Raw genomic sequence first — 19,067 nt, 5'->3', positions numbered from 1 at the left:
TAGCAGAAAAAACAAATCGGCTTCCCTCCTACGTTAAGGAGATAAGCCGATTTTTGTTTTAAAAGACTATACTTGAAATTCAAACTGCTTGGAGTACAAGTGTGCATACGCTCCATCCCGTGCAAGTAACGCATCATGCGGACCTTGTTCTACAATACCGTCCTCCGTTAATACGATAATTCGCTCTGCATTACGGATCGTAGAAAGGCGATGGGCAATGACGATAGTTGTACGCCCTTTTGCTAAAGATTCTAGTGATTCCTTGATGATACTTTCACTCTCGTTATCTAATGCGCTCGTTGCTTCATCTAATATGAGAACGGGTGGATTCTTTAAAAATACGCGAGCGATACTTAGTCGCTGCTTTTGACCACCAGAAAGTTTGACGCCTCGTTGTCCGATCTCGGAGTGGTAGCCGTTTGGCAAGCTCATAATAAAGTCATGGGCATTGGCATGCTTGGCTGCCGCAATAACAACTTCATCACTGGCTGATGGATTTCCGTAGCGGATATTTTCTATCACCGTTCCCGCAAAAAGATAAACATCTTGCTGTACAATACCTATTGTTTTTCGTAATGACTGCAGGTTGATATCACGGACACTGATCCCATCTAGTAACACGTCCCCATCTGTCACATCATAAAAGCGAGGTATGAGCGAGCATAATGTAGTTTTTCCCGCACCAGACGGACCTACTAAGGCAATGTACTCTCCTGGTTGTACATGAAGCGATAGATTATATAAGACATTGTCCAGATGCTCTTCATAACGGAAGGAAACTTGTTTGAATTCAATTTCACCATGCACTTTTGACAAGGTTTTGGCATTCGGTTTATTTTCGATAGCCGGCTTCAGATTCATGATTTCCATAAACCGCTGAAAGCCAGTGATTCCTTCTTGAAGCTGCGTGCTCATATGAGTCAATCGTTGAATTGGCTCTATCATAAAGTTGATATACAGTAAAAAAGTAATCAAATCCGCTAAATCTAAAGTACTGTTGACGATATTGGCACTACCAAAGATGATCACCGTGATCGTAATCAGTTGGATAATGGTTTCAAAACTATTGTAAAAGAGCGCTTCAGCCTTGTACGTATTCTTTCGACTATCAAGGAAACGATTATTGGCTAAGTTAAACTTCTCAATCTCTACGTGCTCGTTAGCAAACGATTTAACTACGCGGATTCCCGATAAACTATCCTCAACCTGAGCGTTGACGTCCCCTATTCGCTCTTTGCTTCTTCTTAACGCCTTATTCAGCATCTTATTGAAGTACAACGAAAATAGACCTAATAATGGTAAAAAGCAGAATACAGCTATCGTTAACGGTGCGTTAATTGAGAACAGAACGATAAATGCTCCAATAAAGCGGACGAGATATTTGACATAGTCTTCTGGACCGTGATGATAAAGCTCGGAAAGTAAGAGCAAGTCATTTGTAATTCGAGACATAAGTTGCCCTGTCTTTTCCTTATCGTAAAAGCCAAAGGAAAGCTTTTGCATGTGCTCGAATAGTTCGCTACGCATATCCCTTTCCATACGCGCACCAACTTCATGACCTTTGTAGTCCACAAAGTAATTCCCGATATTCTGAATCGTAACTAATACAAGCATCAGCCCACCAATCCAATACACTTCATTTAGGGCAGTGGACAAGTCTCCTTCCAGAACATCTTTCGTAATATACCGAACGAGTAGCGGAAATACCAAAGTTGCAATAGATACGATAAAAGCGCAGGCCAATATCGTAAGAAACAACGATAAATACGGTTTGTAATATGAGAAGAATTTTTTTACTGGAAAATGCATGTCATACCCCTTTATGTGTTTATTTAAAAACACATATAAGGGGGCTCACCGTTTACAAACTAAAAAAGTGTTCCACCCTTATATGTTTGTATGGTTTGATCCGTCATGTTTTTCATGTATATTGCCTCCTTGTTCGTTAATAACTCCATTATAAAGGACTTCTTATAGGTGTAAATAGTATACGCTTACTTATTATGATTAGGTCTGCCGATCTGTTTTATCTAATCCCACATATAGCATCCTCATACATAAAAAATAGCAAGTGGAGAATACTCTCAGTATCAAATTAGCACCTGGAGATAACCACAATGACCAACACCAAACAAATATCCGTATTAGGTATTTTCTTCATAATGCTTCTAGTCCTAGGAATTACCAACCACGTCATTATGATTCCTATTTTGCTTCAAACCGCTGGTCGTGATGCGTGGTTCGGTGTTTTAATGTCGATGGTTTTACATATAGCTTGGGTATATATCATTTACTTTATAATGAAGCGGACAAATCAACAGCCCATATTTTCCTGGTTTAAGGAGCGCTTTGGCTCTGTGCTGACGTGGATTTTCATCATTGTTACTACCGTTTATTTCTTTCTCATGGCACTTGTCATGTTGAGGGAAACAACGACATGGCTTAAAGTATCTTACTTGCCGCGAACACCTAAATCGATTGTATCGATTGTTATCATTCTCCTGTGTGTCTATGTTGCCTATAAAGGAATACGATCTATTGCGATCATTTCTGGTATCCTGATCCCGTTCGTATGGATTCTAGGCCATTTTGTAGCTGTAGTAAATCTCCAATACAAAGATTACTCCTTATTAACCCCCCTCTTTGTTGACGGCTACAGGCCTATGTTAAAAAGCATGGCAATTGGCTTCGGTGGTTTTATGGAGATCATTATCTTAATCTTTATTCAACAACATATGTCTCGCAAACTTAGTTACTTATCCATTGTTATTTTGTCTGTTCTGCTGGGCGGTCTTACCATCGGACCACTTATGGGGGCTATAGCTAATTTTGGTCCGACCATTGCGTCGCAATCCCGATATCCGGCGTATGAACAGTGGCTGCTGGTCACGATAACAAAATATTTTACCCATGTCGACTTCTTAGCTTTGTACCAGTGGATGTCCGGTGCATTAATACGGATCTCCCTCTTCTTATTCATTATCTCCGGCAGCATTCCATTTAAAAAACCAAAACGGCGACTTCTCTTCTTATTGTTATTAGGTGCTCTCTTAAGCGGCGTATCATCAATCCCAAGTGTCGATCATGAGCTTGAAATGTACGTATTGGGAAAATACTCTTCCGTTTCCCTTATATTTTTAACGACATTCACTTTAGTCATCGCGTTATCCACTACAATTAAAGTCAAGACAAAAGGTGATTAGACGATGAATAACAAACCCCGAAATCAGATGTTTCGTAAAAAATCCAAACAAAACGGGACCGCTGTCAACAATGATTCTGTTACTGAAACACTGAATGAAGAATCTTTGCGCGCTTTATTCGCAGATTCTTCCGATGTCATCATCACAGATTTCCCGACCAAGCAAGATCGGGGAATTTCAACATTAATTCTGCACAGTGAGGGAATGATCAATTCCACTGTAATGTTCCAGCATGTACTACCTAATTTGGAATGGATGCTGGAAACTTTCTCGAATTGGGAAGAGCTCGCTTACGAACTCGATAAATCAATGACATGGAAACCGATGAAGCAGCATTCAGATGCCGTGAAGCTTCTGTTTACTGGACACCTGATTGCATTTTTCCCTGAACAAAAATGCTTTTATTCCATTGATATTGCTCAAGTCCCTAAAAGGATGCCCCAAGAATCGAATACAGAAGTTGCTATCAAAGGTGCCAGGGATGGATTTACAGAAGATTTAAACACGAATGTAGCATTAATTCGTAAAAGGCTGCGAACGGCGTCCTTGCATAATGAACAATTTATTATCGGCGAACGAAGTCAAACCAGAGTATCTTTACTTTATATTTCGGATATTGCTCGTCCGGAAGTCATTGAAGAAGCTAAGAAACGATTGAATAATCTTAAAGTCGATGCATTGATAAGCTCGGGACAGCTGGAAGAAGGAATAGCTGATTCTACACTATCTATATTTCCTCTGTTTGACTATATTGGGAGACCAGATTTTTGCAGCGAGGTTTTGTTGTTAGGGCGCTTTGTTATTATGGTGGACGGGTCTCCGATGGCATTGATCGCTCCTTGTAATTTGCTTTCGATATTAAAGTCGCCGGAAGACACTTATTTCCCTTACCATATTAATATTTTCGAACGATTGCTTCGGCTTCTTGGTTTGTCCATAGCTATTTTTTTGCCAGGCTTTTGGATCGCCTTAACTGCATATAATATGGACCAGCTTCCATTCCCACTTCTTGCAACAGTTGCTAATTCAAGATATGGACTTCCGTTTTCTACGCCAGTAGAACTTATATTAATGCTTGGCATGTTCGAGCTATTCAGGGAAGCAGGCGTTCGTCTTCCTAAGGCAGTCGGTCAAACAATCGCCGTACTGGGCGGGTTGATCATTGGTGATGCTGCGATTCGTGCTGGTCTTACTTCCCCCACGATGCTCGTTGTTTCAGCCACAACGGCCGTCGCCACTTTTACATTAGTAAACCAAACGTTGAGCGGGACTGTCAGCATCATCCGAATATATATACTCCTTTGTTCCTCCATTTTCGGTATGTTAGGCTTCTTTATTGGTATGATGAGCATCTTAGCTTATCTATCCGTTTTAGAGTCCTTCGGTCTCCCTTATCTGGCTCCTTATTCCCCGCTGACTTGGAGAGATCTGATGTCGGCCTTTCTTGCCAAGCCATGGGTTTTCAAGAGAAAAAGACCAGAGATTCTTAACACCATAGACAACACATCACAAGAAGAGGAAACGGGATAAAATGAGAGTTTACCTTAGATTAATAAAAATAACCGTTGCGTTGCTTCTCCTGAACTTGCTTTCTGGATGCTGGGATATCAAAGAAATCCAAGACGTGAATTACATAACCGCTTTGGGTATAGATTATGAGGATGGGAACTTCATCATATATACTCAAATGCTTGATTTCTCATATGTTGCAAAGGCTGAAACCGGAAAATCGGATAAGCCTGCTCAAGTATGGACTGGAAAGACTACCGGAAAAACGTTAAATATGGCTATAAGCCAAGTATTTAACTCAGCACAGGAACGAACCGTTTGGAGCCACATCTCATGTATTATCATGAGTGAAAATTACTTAAAAACAGATATTGTTAAAAACACCGACACGCTCAACCGCTATCAGGAAGTTCGCTGGACTCCATGGGTATTTGGAACAAAAGAATCGATCGAACGACTATTAACGACGACGGCATTTTTTAACCTTTCCCCCTTGAAAACATTGTTACACGAGCCATTGCAGGAATATAAACAAAAGTCTTACATCGTTCCCGTTCGATATTTTGATTTTGTCGCACAACTAACTGAACCGGCTACCACAGCATTGCTTCCCAATTTGACCATTGATTCATCAACATGGAAATTAAATAAAAAAAATGATCCAAAACTAATTATTGATGGCGCCTATGCCTTGTCCTCCGAAGGCAAGTACAACGGATTGCTTAAAAATAACGAACTATCGGGGCTACGTTGGTTGCAAGAGGAAACGCGTCGTTCTTCAATTAACGTAAAAAAAGACGGAGTACATGCCGCTTTTGTGTACCTAGAAGACCCGAAGATTCGTAGATCATTAAAAATGGTGCACGGCGTTCCTAGATACCAAGTTCACATCGAATCAAGAGCAAATGTAACTGAGGCCCTGACAGAAATAACGGAGACCGAAATCGAAAAATTGGCAGCTGAAGTGATAAAACAAGAAATATTAGATACTTATAACAATGGATTAAAAATAAAATCGGACGTATACAGCTTGGAGCATCTTTTGTTTAAACAAAAGACTGGAATCTGGAAGCAGCTGCAACAATCAAGTGATGACCTGCTCGATGAAAATTCGTTGGATTTCGTCACCGTAAAAGTCAATATTGAGTTTGTAGGAATGATGAAGTTACCTAAAAAGCCATAGCTGATATCCCTTGGGATCAGCTATGGCTTTAATTATACTCCAGCGTAGATCATTGTCTGCTAATCTTGACTAAATCTCTCTATAAGTTGCGTATATTCCTCATACCATCGTTTCCATTCGTTTTCGCGTGATTCTAGAGTTGTACCATCCAGTAAAGCGCTGATAACATCCAAGCATACATGCCAACCAGCAAGATCCTTTCGGGTATGATCCGTGATTTGACTGATCTCTTCAATTAAGCTGAAATTACATCCTGTCATCGTTGGATAAAGTTCAAAACGTACGCGATCATGTCCCCAAGTATATTCCAATACAGAAAGATGCTTAAACTCCAGGATTTCCATTTCCTCAAACGTACCATCCTGCATGTCAAACTTAATAGCTCCTCCTTTACGGAGATCTTCAACCCGAAGTTCGGGAAACCATTGCCTCAGCTTTTCATTTTCTGTTAACATAGCCCAGACCTTTTCATCCGAATGGTTCAGATTACGCTCGAATGTAGCAACATATCCTTCTTTAGCTTTTTGTATGACAGCTAACATGTTAATCCTCCTCAAACCGTATGATTGGTTACTATATCTCATGTTTATTGCTTTGGGTTATACATTCAAATGTTTCTATTATCTAATCGTCAGCCCGCTTCTTCTCCGTACCATAGCTGGCAGAAGCTTTCGCTTGATACAAGGAGCTCCTCAGCCGTACCCTCTGCTTCGATCTCTCCGCCTGCAAGAACAATGATATGGTCAGCGTGGGAAAGTGCCGCTTTACGGTGAGATACAACTAGGCAGGTTACTCCGCCCCGTTCGCGGAACAGCCGCTCCCATAGTTTGCGTTCTGTATCAACATCCAATGCGCTCGACAGATCATCGAATACATACAGCTGTGCATCGCGCACTAGCATACGGGCGGCAGCTGTTCGCTGGGCCTGACCTCCAGATAGCTTTACACCTCGAGGCCCAACGATCGTATCCAAACCGTTCTGAAGATGAATGATATCCTCTTCCATGACGGCTGAATGCAGCGCCCGCTCTAAACTGCCTGGCTGCTCCGTTACTCCCAGAAGAATGTTGTTACGAAGCTTATCACTGTATAGCCGCGGGATTTGTGCAGTATAGGCGCTTTGCGGCGGTATGAAAAAATCTGCCGGGGACTCAATTCTTTTCCCATTCCAGCGGATCTCACCCGTTTCAGCCGGAAGAAGTCCGAGCAGTGTGCGCACGAGCGTTGTTTTACCACTGCCAATCATGCCGGTAATTACCGTGAAAGAACCTCGTTTCAGTGTTAGATCAATGTTCTGGATTCCACGGCCTGTTTCCGGATAACGATAGGACAAGCTGCGTGCCTCCAGCACCTTAAGCATAGGAGCTTGGATGGACGGAGTAAGAAGGCCGTCCTCCGCGACCAAAATCGCCGGAGTTTCTTCTAATATGTCGGAAGAACTATTATTTGCTGGATGCTTTGGACGCCCGATACCGATGTAGTTGGCTACCGTAAGCAGTGATGCCGGTGTACCGCTTAACATCGATTTAATACGCTCAAAGCTTATCCCTAATTGTTTGTAATGGGTCATAAAGTTACCTACATTTGAAATAAGCTGCGTGACGAAAGTTAAATAATACACGAACAGAGACAAGTCACCTACAGTAAAGCCGCCGCTGCGCATTTTATAACCGGCTAATACCAGAATCAGACCGGTACCCAGATTAACGGAATTCGTAAAAATAGACGAAAGCGTCTCCGTGAGAAGTTTATCTTTGACCATCGACTGGCGGCGATTCTCGCTAAGCTTAACAAATCGGTCGACAACGCGTTTCTCCGCCCCTGCGACTTGAATGGCTTGCACGTTGGCGAACATTTCGCTGATGGCTCCTGTTACCTTGGCGGTGGATTCCCGGCTTGCAGCCCGGTATTTCTGAATTCGAGTGGTCGCAATCTGAGCCGCTGTCACAACGAGAATCAACGGTACGAATACCAGCACCGTCAGCTGTAGATCTATGGAAATCAAGATCCAGCTTGCTACTACGACAAACCCAATGAGCCCAAGCGTATCAACGGACCAACTTGTGGCCTCCTCCGCCTGTTCCACATCATCCCGAAAGTTGCTGATAGCCTCACCTGGAGAGCATGGTATGGCCCGTGCACCTGGTTCCTTAAGCACATGAGCGAGCATATTCCGCCTAACCAGGGTACTAACGCGAAAACGGAAATGTACATCCGTTATGAAGCCCCCATATATCAAAGCAATACGTCCCAATGCCGCACCGACCAACAAAGCTGCGATGCCCCACACGCCATAAGACAAAGTATAAGTACCTTCCAAATGATCAAAAAAAGCTTTCGTAAGCAGTCCAGGAATGAGAGGCGCCATATGAATCAGCGACCAGGCCAGAAGATTCAACAAATACAAGCCGGGCCGGTACATAATAAGCCGCCAGAAAAAATGTCTTGTTTTCACGCCAGCACCTCCTCCATTCCAACAGAAATCATCCGGCTGAACCTGGATTCCGGATCGGCAGCCAGTTTCTCGCGATCACCGCTCTCTATGGTCCGCCCATTCTCAAGAATAAGAATACGATCCGCTCGCTGCACCGTAGCCAGACGGTGCGCGATTATAATACACGTCTTCTCTCGCAGCAAACGTGTTATTGCTTCCTCAATCCGGGATTCCGTCAATGGGTCCAAACGCGAAGAAGCTTCATCAAGAATAACAAGTCCCGGTTCGGTCAGGAATACCCGTGCAAAAGCTAGAAGCTGTGCTTCGCCTGCCGAAAGGCTACCGCCTCCTGATGCCAATCCTGTATCCAGTCCTTCAGGGAGAGCATTGTACCAATCTCCAAGTCCTAACTGATTCAGCACTTCTACAATCTGTTTGTCCGGTATCCCATTATCAAACAATGTCAGATTGTCCCGTACAGAACCTTCTAAAATTTCGATGTTCTGTGTTACCATCGCTACTTTTCGTCTTAGCTCGTGAAGCTTACAGCTGCGGATATCCGTACCCGCGAGCTCAATACTTCCCCATTGTGGATCATAAAAGCGCAGTAAAAGGCGAGCAATCGTCGTTTTTCCGCTGCCAGTACGACCCAATAGTCCCAATGTCTGTCCCGGTTCTAGAGAAAAGTCCAAATCATCAAGCGTTGTCAGTCCATCTTCCTCGTACGAGAACGTAAGACCGCGGAACTTCACAGACAGCGGCCCATCAGGAAGTGGCGCCCCCGGTCCATCTTTAATCATCGGCTGGATGGCCAGCAGGTCCCGAACGCGCAGCAGACTGGCATCGGCTTTCTGCAGATCCTCGAGCTGGGTACGGATCTTCTCAATTGGCTTGGCGAGCAGCTCCGTGTAATAAAAGACAAGATAAACGGATCCGATCGTCAGGCCGCTCTGTCCATTTTTCCACAGGATGGCGCATACGATAAAGGCCGCTGCATTACCTAAAGCGAACACAAGAATCGTTGTACTCCACATCATGAAAAAACCGAGAAAAGCCCTTACCCGTACCGGCAACATACGGCGTGACATTTCATAAAAGCGATTCATGACATATCCGGCTGCACCGTTAGCCCGAATGTCCTCCGTCCCTTCCAAATGCTCACCAATAAAGCCGTAAAAGTCAGCGTTCAGTTGTCTCCACTGCTTCCAGACCGGAATGGCAAAACGACGAATGTATTGAATAACATACACGCTGCCAATGACAAATACGGTCATGACAAGCCCGATCCACACATTTTCCCGAAACAGCAATACAAGTATACCGATCATGAGCATCATATTTCCGAACAGATGAATGATGAAGCTAGAGAAGAAGTTGGCCAGTGCATTAACGTCTCCATCCACTCTTTCAATCAGAGAGCCGGAGGTTTGTGTTTTATGGAAACTCATATCCAGAGAGAGGCAGTGCTCCACGAGTTCTGAGCGGAGTTTGTTGGTTGTTTTCCAACCCAAGTTCTCGCTAAAGTAAGCAGCTGCTACAGAGATTCCTTGCTGAAGAACGGAGAATGCGATGAACAAGCCTGCTGCATAATAAAGGGGAATCAGACTTCCTTCCCCTTGTGCCGTATCAATGAAGTAGCGGATAATCTGAGGGTTGACGAGCTGCAATCCTATTGATAAGAATAGGAGCACGGTTAAGCCAGTTAACAGCTTCCGCTGCGGTAATACATAGCGAACAAGCATATCCCGGTACATACCAAGACTTTTATCTTTCTTGTTGAGATCATGCTTGGGTTCTTCTCTCAAATAAACACTTCCTTCCATGGCGAAAAAATCGTTTACAAGTCACAAAATAAAGGCGTATTTCATTATACCTTGGCTAAATGGAATAGAATACAAATATTTACTATGTTCCTTTATACCCCAACACTTACAATTACAGAGGGCTTAAATAAAAAGAAGCCATGCCTTATACTTAAGGCCATAGCTTCTTTATCATTTTTTAGCATGATATAACCGGAAATTTTACGTCTGGTCATACTTCGACTCTAAAATCTGTATCCTTACGCTTAATAACTTCTGAGCAGTGCATGCTGACAAGCGGTCTGCAGATCTCTCCAGGTTCGATTGATTGTACTGTTCTCCATAGCAGCCGACAAGCCGAGCAGCGGAAACAACTCTTGTCCGCATCTTAACGACACTTTCGCCGTAGAAACGCATTGTCCAGACACCCATTCTTCCGTTTTCGGAGAGAGTTGTCCATCCTGCAGCAGGTCATTCCAGGACTTAACGATACTTTCGTGAAAGACAATTTCACTCTGCCGTAAAGCCTCTTGCTGTTCATTCAATCTACTTAGAACGTATGGATGATCTGTCTTTTGCTTCAATAACTCTTGAGCTGATTCCAGGAAATGCTGTGCAATCCCTAGCGTAACGGCTGCAAAAGATGCTTGTGCAAAAGGCAGGAATGGATACTTATAAATCATTTCATTCTCGTAAGCCTTCGTTTCAGTTATAACAAACGTCATGTCATCAGGCACGAAGATATCCCTAACCGAAATACGATGGCTAGAGGTCGCTTTGAGTCCAAATGCGTTCCAGTCAGGATCAATTTGTACTTGCTCCGGCAAAAGAATGAAAGAGCGAATCTCCTGATCCTCTCCTGATCTGGTATCCCAACTTGATCCATTCGATTCCACCACCGCATTCGCTGTAAACACCGTCGCATGGGTGGAACCACTGCAATATTTCCAGCTCCCCTTAACCAGGAACCCACCTTCTACACGGCGTGCTGTTCCGGACGGAGTACCGCTGCCAGCAATGACCGCTGTTCGATGGGCATATACCTTCTGACTTACTTCAGGGATCATAAATGATGCAAAAAACCCTCCACCGGCACCGATCGTGACCAGCCATCCAAAACTGCCGTCAATGCGTGAACAATTCTGAAAGATCTGTACGGCTTCCGGTAATGAAGTCATTCGTCCTTCCAGTTCATTGGGCACAAACAGATGGAACAACCGATGATCGTAAATGAGCTGAAGCACTTCCTCGGATGCGATCCCTTCCTGCTCCATTCGTAACGATTGTTCTCTTATATTGTTCATTTGTTGCTGTGTTAGAAGCATCTCTCCACCGCTTTCGTCAATTTCGTCACTCTTATTCTATCATGAGTATCCTCGTGGTCTCTAACCAAAAAACGCCCCTCGCAGGGGCGCTATTGGTTTAGCATATTCATTAATCTCGTATTTTCCAATTCAAATAAAAAAGGGATAATTGGTTATTATCATACGGCGCTGCTTCCTTACAAAATTGGTGACAACAGACGCGATATAGACTCTTTTATCCGAATCCATCGCGAGCGTTCCAAATATTTCTCCATCGTTAACAATGTGGATACGGAAATATCCTGCCTGAATTCATGACTTAACTGCTGGGCTATTCCTTCATCATATACAAAAGCATTCACCTCAAAATTGAGTTTGAAGCTTCGGAAATCAACATTGGCTGTTCCCACAGATGCGATTTCTTCGTCGACCACTAATGTTTTGGCGTGGATAAATCCATTGCTGTATAGATAGACGTTCGCGCCAGCCTTTAGCAGTTCTCCAATATAAGAAAGTGTAGCCCAGTACACAAACATATGATCCGGTTTATCCGGAATCATTATATTCACTTCTACCCCGGACAAGGAAGCGACTTTCAAGGCGTCAAGGACACTTGCATCTGGAATAAAATATGGTGTTTGAATGTAGATGGACTTACGAGCCGAGGTGATCATTTTCAAATAGCCGTTCTTGATATGTTCGTACTCCGATTCGGGTCCGCTGGTTACAATCTGAATGCCCACATCGCCTTTGGCCGGAATATGAGGAAACAGACTTGGGAAGTAAGTAATATCGTGAATATGGGAAGCCTGATTCCAATCCAGTATGAACCTGGTCTGTATTGAATACACGGCAGTTCCTTCAATTCTAAGATGTGTATCCCGCCAATAGCCGAATTTAGGATCAAGTCCGAGATATTCATCACCTACGTTAAACCCGCCCACGTAACCGATTTTACCATCGATAATGACCAGCTTGCGGTGATTCCGGTAATTCAGACGAATATTGATAAGACGAAATTTGGACGGGAAGAATGCTTCAGCTTGTCCGCCGGCATCACGAAGATCTTTAAGAAACTTTTTATTGATCCGTCTGGAACCAAGCTCATCATACAGTACACGGACTTTCACGCCTTCTTTGGCCTTCTGGGTCAACAACTCCATCAATTGTCTGCCCAGATTGTCCTTCTGAATAATATAGTACTGAACATGGATAAAATCTGTAGCCTCCTCGATATCTCTAAACAAAGCTGCAAACTTCTCCTTACCATCCGTATAAATCTTCACCTGATTATCTTCACTGAGCACAGCTTGATTATTAAGCAGGTTCATGGTGATTAAATCTTTATAAAGAGCTGAAGAGTAATTCCGGAACTGAAACTGTTGCGATCGAAACTGTGACACTTGGGATTTCAAGCCCCGATCCAAACCTCTTTTTTTAATGTCGTCCCAATAAAACAACTTCTTGCGTCTGAAGTTCTGGGCAAAGAATAAATACAGCATAAAACCGGCAATAGGGATTAACAGCAGCACCAGCAGCCATGCCCAGGTTGCTCCGACGTCTCTTCTCTCCTGAAAAATAACGACGAACGCAAATACAATGTTCAAAAAAATAATTAGCCCAAGCAGCCAGGTTGTGATGTTCATATCAATCTTCCTTCAAATATATTTTATGTATTAAACTCGCTCCATATCCAATGGATATAGGGCAGCAAGCATAAGCATACCAATATGGTGGCACTACTGTCCAGATTATAGCCACAATCTTACTTAATTGACATTGTTTTTATCACTTCGCAAATTTGACGTAAATTAGTACACTTAGTGGGACGTGTCACGAGCGGGACACCATCTTCTAAACATAGTTACCTCTACTTTATACATTAACGCGGTGTCACATTAAATGATAAAGACATAAAAGAAGGCTGTCGAGACTTTCTTGACAGCCTGGCCGCGATTATCGCGGTTTCTATTCGTTGCGTGTTTGTTCTTCACTCCCACCAATGTTTCATTTCACTGATTTCAACGTCCCACACCTTAGCGTTTCCGGAAACTATAATTGTAATTTGGCTTACCTTGTCAAAATGCCACTCTACAGCCTCTGCCTCTTGACTATATTGTTCGTTTGAGTGAAGTCTTTCTTGCCCATCTACGATTATTTTGACTTCACCCTTAAAGTCTCCAGCGTCGGGAATGCCGAAATTGAAATGAAGCCAGACATCTTTTTTGTTCCCTAGAATATAGTCGTATTTTTTGTTTGATTCCCCTTCACTGCTGTACACGTTCATTTTAGGCTCTATTCTCTTACCTGCTACGGTGAAACTTGGAAGGTTCTCAGTCATAGGCGTAGTTCCTGTAATTTCTATCACATCAGTTAATGCATGAATAGGGCCTTCTCTTTTTTCTATAACATAGTTGATGGTTTCAGAGATCACCATTATTCCAACTAGAAATATAACAATAGATAGAGCCGAAACAAAGAGCTTTTTACAAGAAATTTTTGAAGAAAATCCAACTCTATATGTAACATAGCCAATCACTGCACCTAAAGTATTGGATATAACATCATCTACATCAAAGGTACCAAGATATGTTAAAGTTTGCAGTGTTTCCAGAACGAGAATCGCTAAGATAAAGAAGGTTATGAACTTCCCAAAGCGTATACGATACAACAGGGGAATTAGTACTCCAAAAGGGATAAAAGCAGCAATATTTCCAAAGTCGTATAACCATGAAAAAGTTAGTTTTGGAAATTGAAGCGGAACTGCTTCTGGAACAAGCATAAATGTGTATCCATATTCACTGTATTCATGAGCATGATCTATTCTATTAAAAGCAAAGAACATAAAAAATAAAATTAAAATTGTGTATGAAATGGTTCCTGCAAATATGAGTTTCCGGAATTTCGCTTCCATAATATCTCCTCAATCTCGTACATTCTTGTTGTTGCTGTATCGCTGAGTCATATTTGCGAGAACATCCAATAACTCTACCCGCTTCTCAAAATGATTCTGGTAGCTATCAATGATTTCCGCAAGCTGAGCCCGAAGATCATCTTGCTCAACATTTTGATCGGATTCATTATATACAAGCTTCCGAAGTTCATCTACCATGGTTTTTTCTTCAAAATGGGTTTCGCCCAGACCTTCCAGAGCAGACTTGAGGATAGCATATTGTGCGGACCGAGGGTTAGATGAACCACCTGCAGCTTTTACTCCCTTCTCGTTCAGAGAGATGCTGTAATATCGCATGGCAGTGAGTTCCCCCTCATAATCCAGCAATCCATCATGAATGAGCTCGCGCACTCGATACTCGATGAAAGAATCCGAAACCCGCTGCTCCGAATACCCAATCACTTGTCCGATAATACGGGCTGATTTTTTGAAGGTACCATCCAATGCACCTAACTCCAATGAGGCTTCCAAAATATTGTGATCAAAATAACTTTCGGGTACGGTCTGCAGCTTCTTATCTTTAAGAACCCGAAGTGTACCTTGTTCTGCCGTCAAACGAAACCAATCTTGAGCCAGATCATCTTTGGCCCGCAAGGTAAGAACCTGTTCACTGCCCAAAAGCAACGCTAGTTTACTATGTACAATTTCACCTGTATGAGAATATTGAACCGTCTCAGAACTTAAGGCGTCGGTTGTATGAATGACAGAAACATGAGCTTCCCGAGGTAGAGTAGCTATTAGTCTTCTTAGACCCGTTTGCTCTGAAGCGGAACCTCCTGCCCAAATGACAAGTGGAAACTTGGCAAGCTGATCCGGCATAGACTTCCACGCGAACGCTGCTTTCATAAGCGTATCCATCAACTCGTCGCGCTCTTCTGTCTCGGAGGACCTCTCGCGGAACCAGCTCATTCGATCTGCAGCTCCTTGAGGATCACTAACATCTGGTAGAGGTCCTACCATCAGATTATCTTCCAGCATGACAGGCACCTCACCTGGATGATCGCGAAGAGCCATTCGAAGGGAGCCTGACGAAGATGCATCGAAGACGATATGAACCCGCTGAAGCTCGCCACGAAATTTCAGGGTCTCTTCTATGTATGATTCATTAGCGAGTCCCCACTCCAAATCAAACGACCATAAAAACTGTTTCATTCGTTCATGCCGATCCTCAGCCAGCACCCTAGCGGCATCGGTGTTCATCATTGATTTTAGCTTTAACAGCTTTTCATAGAAGTGATTAATAGCCGTACTTCGACCACTGCGGTATTCTTCCCGAGTAAAGCTATCTCTGGGTTTAAGCTCAGGATCATAAATGGCCTGACCTTTCCAGCCGGAGTAGGCAAATGTGCGGGATATACCGATAGCACCCAAGGCATCCAGCCTGTCCGCATCCTGAACAATCCTGCCTTCCAGTGTCGTCGGAGGCTCCCCTGCACGGTTACCGAACGACATCGTAGCGATAATATCCAGAACATGTTCCTGCACATCTGATGCAACGCCGGCCTGCATGAGCCAGTTCAACACTTTATTCATTCCAGCTTCTTTCGATTCGTTCAGTTTCTCATCTGCAATATCGTGCAGCAGTGCAGACAATTCGCATATGTATTCATCTGCGCCTTCTGTCATAGCGAGCATTTTGGCGGTCCGGGTTACACGGACGATATGCCACCAATCGTGGCCGCTACTGTCATGCTCCAGTTCTTTTCTTACAAAAAGTCTTGCTTGTTTCAGTACTTCATCGTGTTGATTACTCATAACGATATAAGCACCTCCTATGTATTTTTACTCAATAATCTGCTGTATGATGGGTGAACGGTCTGATACCGATAAGCGCTTGGAGTAAGCCGACTCTTTGTCTCTGGCCTCCGGATAGTTTGCCGAGCTTTGTCCTTCTTTCGGTGAGGCAAATAACTGGTCACTGGTCATTTTACGATTATAGAACATTTGTTTGGTATGCCATTCAAAGTACACCACTGAACCATGGTCAGGAGTAACAACAGTTGTCAGAAGCTGAATGAATAAACTTTTGCCAGAGCCGTTAGGTCCGATTAGATAGGTAATGCCTCGATAAATAGATAACGTTATACCGTCAACAACCCTGTTCCCATCCCGGTTCGCGGTCACATGATCACATTCAATTGAGATCAGCTTCATCTACTCATTCCCCCGCTTTCGCTGACTCAAGAGGAAGACGAATAATACAACAGCAGCAGTAAACAACATAAACCACCGGATGATATAGAAGTCATTGGACTGCGGAGAAGTCAACATTTCTACGGTATAAGAACATGCGTTCCCAACCTCTACAATAATTCCGATGGAAAAGAGCATAACTACAGCTTTCCAGATGTAAAAATGAAGCATGGAGACATGAGCACCTTGATCCATAAGTAACAGTGACAACGGAAAATCGACCAAAATTTGAAAACAAGTGACCAGCACAAGACGTGCTAGTGTCTGCTCTATCATACTATATTTTCCCAACTGTTGCAGGATCATCGTACGCTCATCACGTGGACGAAAGGCATAGACAACGGCGCCCAGTATGATTAGAGTCAACCCTATAATCCATAGAAACAGATCATTATATTTAAATGGACTATCCATCTTCGAAAAATTGGCGGTTGACGGGGTGGATTCTTGAGTCTGCGTTAGGTAATCAGCTTGAAATGGACCATCGGCCATTAAATAATTGGCGGTTGACGGGTCAGAATCTAGAGTTTCCGACCAGTAACCGGTCTGAAATGGACCATCTATCTTCGAAAAACTGGTGGTTGACGATGCAGAATTTCGATCTTTTTGTACAGATTCCTTTTCTGCTATAGCCTTAACTGCATCAATCAGACGGCAGTTCCCTTGATTTTTCGCTTGGTTCAGACAATCGCAGTATAGCTTTTAAAACAAAAAGACTCTGCGTCGCTATAAAAGCGAGCGCGAGTCTTTTTCAGAAAAATAATTTAAGCAGAAATGATTTTAAATCAACGATTCGCAAATATTGAGGTTTTTGATCAGTTCCGCACACGATAAGAGGAATCAACGATTCTTCTTGACGAATAGACCCATGGCCTCCACCGCCAATGTGCGTCGGAGAGCTTCTGTCTGCCAATTCATAGCCTGGCTTTGCAGTAACAACTAAAAATTCACCCGAGTGAGAACTCAAAGCCCCAGATAATCTCTGCAATACATCAGGGTACTGACCATAGTTTATCGTATGATTCGCAGTATCGATTTTTATATCCAGCACATCCGGATCATGTTCGATCGTCCATTTTTGTTGGTAAGGATCAAGTAGCTGTCCACTGCCTTTAAACATGACCTCTCTGGATGTTTCTCCTTGAACTGCGTGAATCCAATTGTTTTCTTTCCATGAAACAATATCTACGCGTGGGTCAGCACTCAATAAGTTAGCTATGCTTCTTAACGATTTATCCGTATTAAGCTTATATACATAAGCCATCGTTTCATTTACGGCAAGGATGATCTCTGTTTCGTCCGTTACCGTGTCACCTGGTCGCAAAACATGATAATCCTTGAAAAGGGTAGGCAAATCGATAACTGGGTTATCTCGGGCAGGTAGAATTTGGGTCATTCCACTATCCCCTGCGATAATAAAAATCGCTTTGCTTAAGGCTTCTTCCGGCGAACCGAATGTTTGCAACAATGAGTGAAGCTGTTGGTCCACTTTTTTGACTCCATTTAAATCAGACGGACCTTTTTTATGAAGTTTCTGATCTAAATCAGGTAGATAAACATATAAAAAATCTGGCAATTTATTTGCTTTTATCAAATATTTTAACGTTTCCACTGAATATGAATTGTTTATGCCTATACGACGCGTTAGACCATCAGGCAGATTTTGAATGCCTTCTAGTGGATTCGTCAATGAACCAAGGGCCAAATAATCTGGTCCTTTCACTTTGATTTCTTTTGGCAAGATAGTAGGGCCTTGAATCCACGGTGGAATCGACAGCGTATGATCCTTAGTTCCCCGGTATATCAAACCGTTGATCGAACCGGATTTCAGTCCATGTCGAGCCAAGTCTTCGAAAATGGTAGGTTGTTGCTGATTCAGGTGTTTGCCGTTCAAGTTAATTAATGCGTCAACCATAACCGGATCGATTCCATGTTTGAGCACTTCAATCGGCCCAGTTCCGTAATTGATCACTTTCTTATCGTCCGAGGAATACCATACAAGTCCCGGCACATGATGACCATCCGGATAAGTTCCTGTCAGCAGAGAGCTATCGATTGTTACGGACATCGTTGGAAAAGAGGTAACCACGTCCTTGTAATACTGACCATGTTCAATTAAATATCGTAATGTGGGAAGCTCATTTTGTTCGATTCCTCTATCGATCGCTTGAGCCATTAAAGAATCAACCAACAGAAATATGACTTTCTTTTCATGTTCTCCGTTAATCGACTTCACTTGGGTTAGATCTTGTTCTTTCGTTTTCGTTTCCTGCTTTTGGCATCCAAAGACCGCGATTAAAACAAAGAGCAGCAGCACCATCCGAACCATTTTTTTACGCAAGAATACCGTTCACCTACCTAATCACGAAGAGTCAAAAGTTTACAATGTATAGAGTACGTCATATGCTAACTTTTATACTCACCAATTCGACAGTTCGAAATTCTGATATATCTAAAAAGGCTGCCCCATACTACAGTCAAACTGT

14 protein-coding genes are annotated in these 19,067 nt (G+C 43.0%); 3 read left to right on the top strand and 11 right to left on the bottom strand.

The features are described from left to right. Positions 1-66: 66 nt before the first annotated feature. Entirely contained in the window at positions 67-1,809 is a 1,743-nt protein-coding gene (locus MNQ98_RS13590) for an ABC transporter ATP-binding protein (RefSeq protein WP_241933642.1), read from the bottom strand. A gap of 308 nt (positions 1,810-2,117) precedes the next feature. On the opposite strand from MNQ98_RS13590, the gene MNQ98_RS13585 reads away from it, so the two are divergent. The 3 genes from MNQ98_RS13585 to MNQ98_RS13575 are packed head-to-tail and all read left to right on the top strand — an operon-like array spanning position 2,118 to position 5,895. Continuing rightward, positions 2,118-3,203, top strand: coding sequence for a GerAB/ArcD/ProY family transporter (locus MNQ98_RS13585; RefSeq protein ID WP_241933641.1), 1,086 nt, complete (start codon positions 2,118-2,120; stop codon positions 3,201-3,203). 3 nt (positions 3,204-3,206) lie between these two features. Next, complete coding sequence (locus tag MNQ98_RS13580; protein ID WP_241933640.1) at positions 3,207-4,733, top strand: spore germination protein; 1,527 nt, start codon at positions 3,207-3,209, stop codon at positions 4,731-4,733. 1 nt (position 4,734) lies between these two features. Further along, positions 4,735-5,895 (top strand): Ger(x)C family spore germination protein, encoded by a 1,161-nt coding sequence (locus tag MNQ98_RS13575; protein WP_241933639.1) that lies wholly within the window; start codon positions 4,735-4,737, stop codon positions 5,893-5,895. 59 nt (positions 5,896-5,954) lie between these two features. Here the strand turns inward: MNQ98_RS13575 and MNQ98_RS13570 are convergent, their stop codons facing one another. The 10 genes from MNQ98_RS13570 to MNQ98_RS13525 form a co-directional block, all read right to left on the bottom strand. Further along, a complete protein-coding gene (locus MNQ98_RS13570; protein ID WP_241933638.1) occupies positions 5,955-6,437 on the bottom strand; it encodes an SRPBCC family protein in 483 nt (160 codons plus the stop codon). An 89-nt stretch (positions 6,438-6,526) separates the two neighbouring features. After that, a complete protein-coding gene (locus tag MNQ98_RS13565; protein ID WP_241933637.1) occupies positions 6,527-8,350 on the bottom strand; it encodes an ABC transporter ATP-binding protein in 1,824 nt (607 codons plus the stop codon). Beyond that, positions 8,347-10,071, bottom strand: coding sequence for an ABC transporter ATP-binding protein (locus MNQ98_RS13560; protein WP_241933922.1), 1,725 nt, complete (start codon positions 10,069-10,071; stop codon positions 8,347-8,349). Before MNQ98_RS13560 ends, MNQ98_RS13565 begins: the two co-directional genes overlap by 4 nt. 326 nt (positions 10,072-10,397) lie before the next feature. Next, positions 10,398-11,456 carry an acyl-CoA dehydrogenase family protein gene (locus MNQ98_RS13555; RefSeq protein WP_241933636.1) on the bottom strand — a complete coding sequence of 353 codons (1,059 nt, stop codon included), beginning with the start codon at positions 11,454-11,456 and terminating at the stop codon, positions 10,398-10,400. Between the two features lie 176 nt (positions 11,457-11,632). Then, positions 11,633-13,081 carry a cardiolipin synthase gene (cls, locus tag MNQ98_RS13550; protein WP_241933635.1) on the bottom strand — a complete coding sequence of 483 codons (1,449 nt, stop codon included), beginning with the start codon at positions 13,079-13,081 and terminating at the stop codon, positions 11,633-11,635. 344 nt (positions 13,082-13,425) lie between these two features. Further along, positions 13,426-14,349, bottom strand: coding sequence for a VanZ family protein (locus MNQ98_RS13545; RefSeq protein WP_241933634.1), 924 nt, complete (start codon positions 14,347-14,349; stop codon positions 13,426-13,428). Positions 14,350-14,358: 9 nt separating this feature from the next. Continuing rightward, complete coding sequence (locus MNQ98_RS13540; RefSeq protein WP_241933633.1) at positions 14,359-16,143, bottom strand: DUF3658 domain-containing protein; 1,785 nt, start codon at positions 16,141-16,143, stop codon at positions 14,359-14,361. Positions 16,144-16,170: 27 nt separating this feature from the next. Continuing rightward, positions 16,171-16,542, bottom strand: coding sequence for an ATP-binding cassette domain-containing protein (locus MNQ98_RS13535; protein ID WP_241933632.1), 372 nt, complete (start codon positions 16,540-16,542; stop codon positions 16,171-16,173). After that, positions 16,543-16,947, bottom strand: a complete 405-nt coding sequence (locus tag MNQ98_RS13530) for a hypothetical protein (RefSeq protein ID WP_241933631.1) — start codon at positions 16,945-16,947, stop codon at positions 16,543-16,545. Between the two features lie 385 nt (positions 16,948-17,332). Further along, positions 17,333-18,910 (bottom strand): alkaline phosphatase family protein, encoded by a 1,578-nt coding sequence (locus MNQ98_RS13525; RefSeq protein ID WP_241933921.1) that lies wholly within the window; start codon positions 18,908-18,910, stop codon positions 17,333-17,335. Between the last annotated feature and the right edge of the window lie 157 nt (positions 18,911-19,067).

The sequence above is a fragment of the Paenibacillus sp. N3/727 genome, assembly GCF_022637315.1.
Taxonomy (GTDB): Bacteria; Bacillota; Bacilli; order Paenibacillales; family Paenibacillaceae; genus Paenibacillus_AQ; species Paenibacillus_AQ uliginis.
This window is presented reverse-complemented; position numbering and strand designations above follow the sequence as displayed.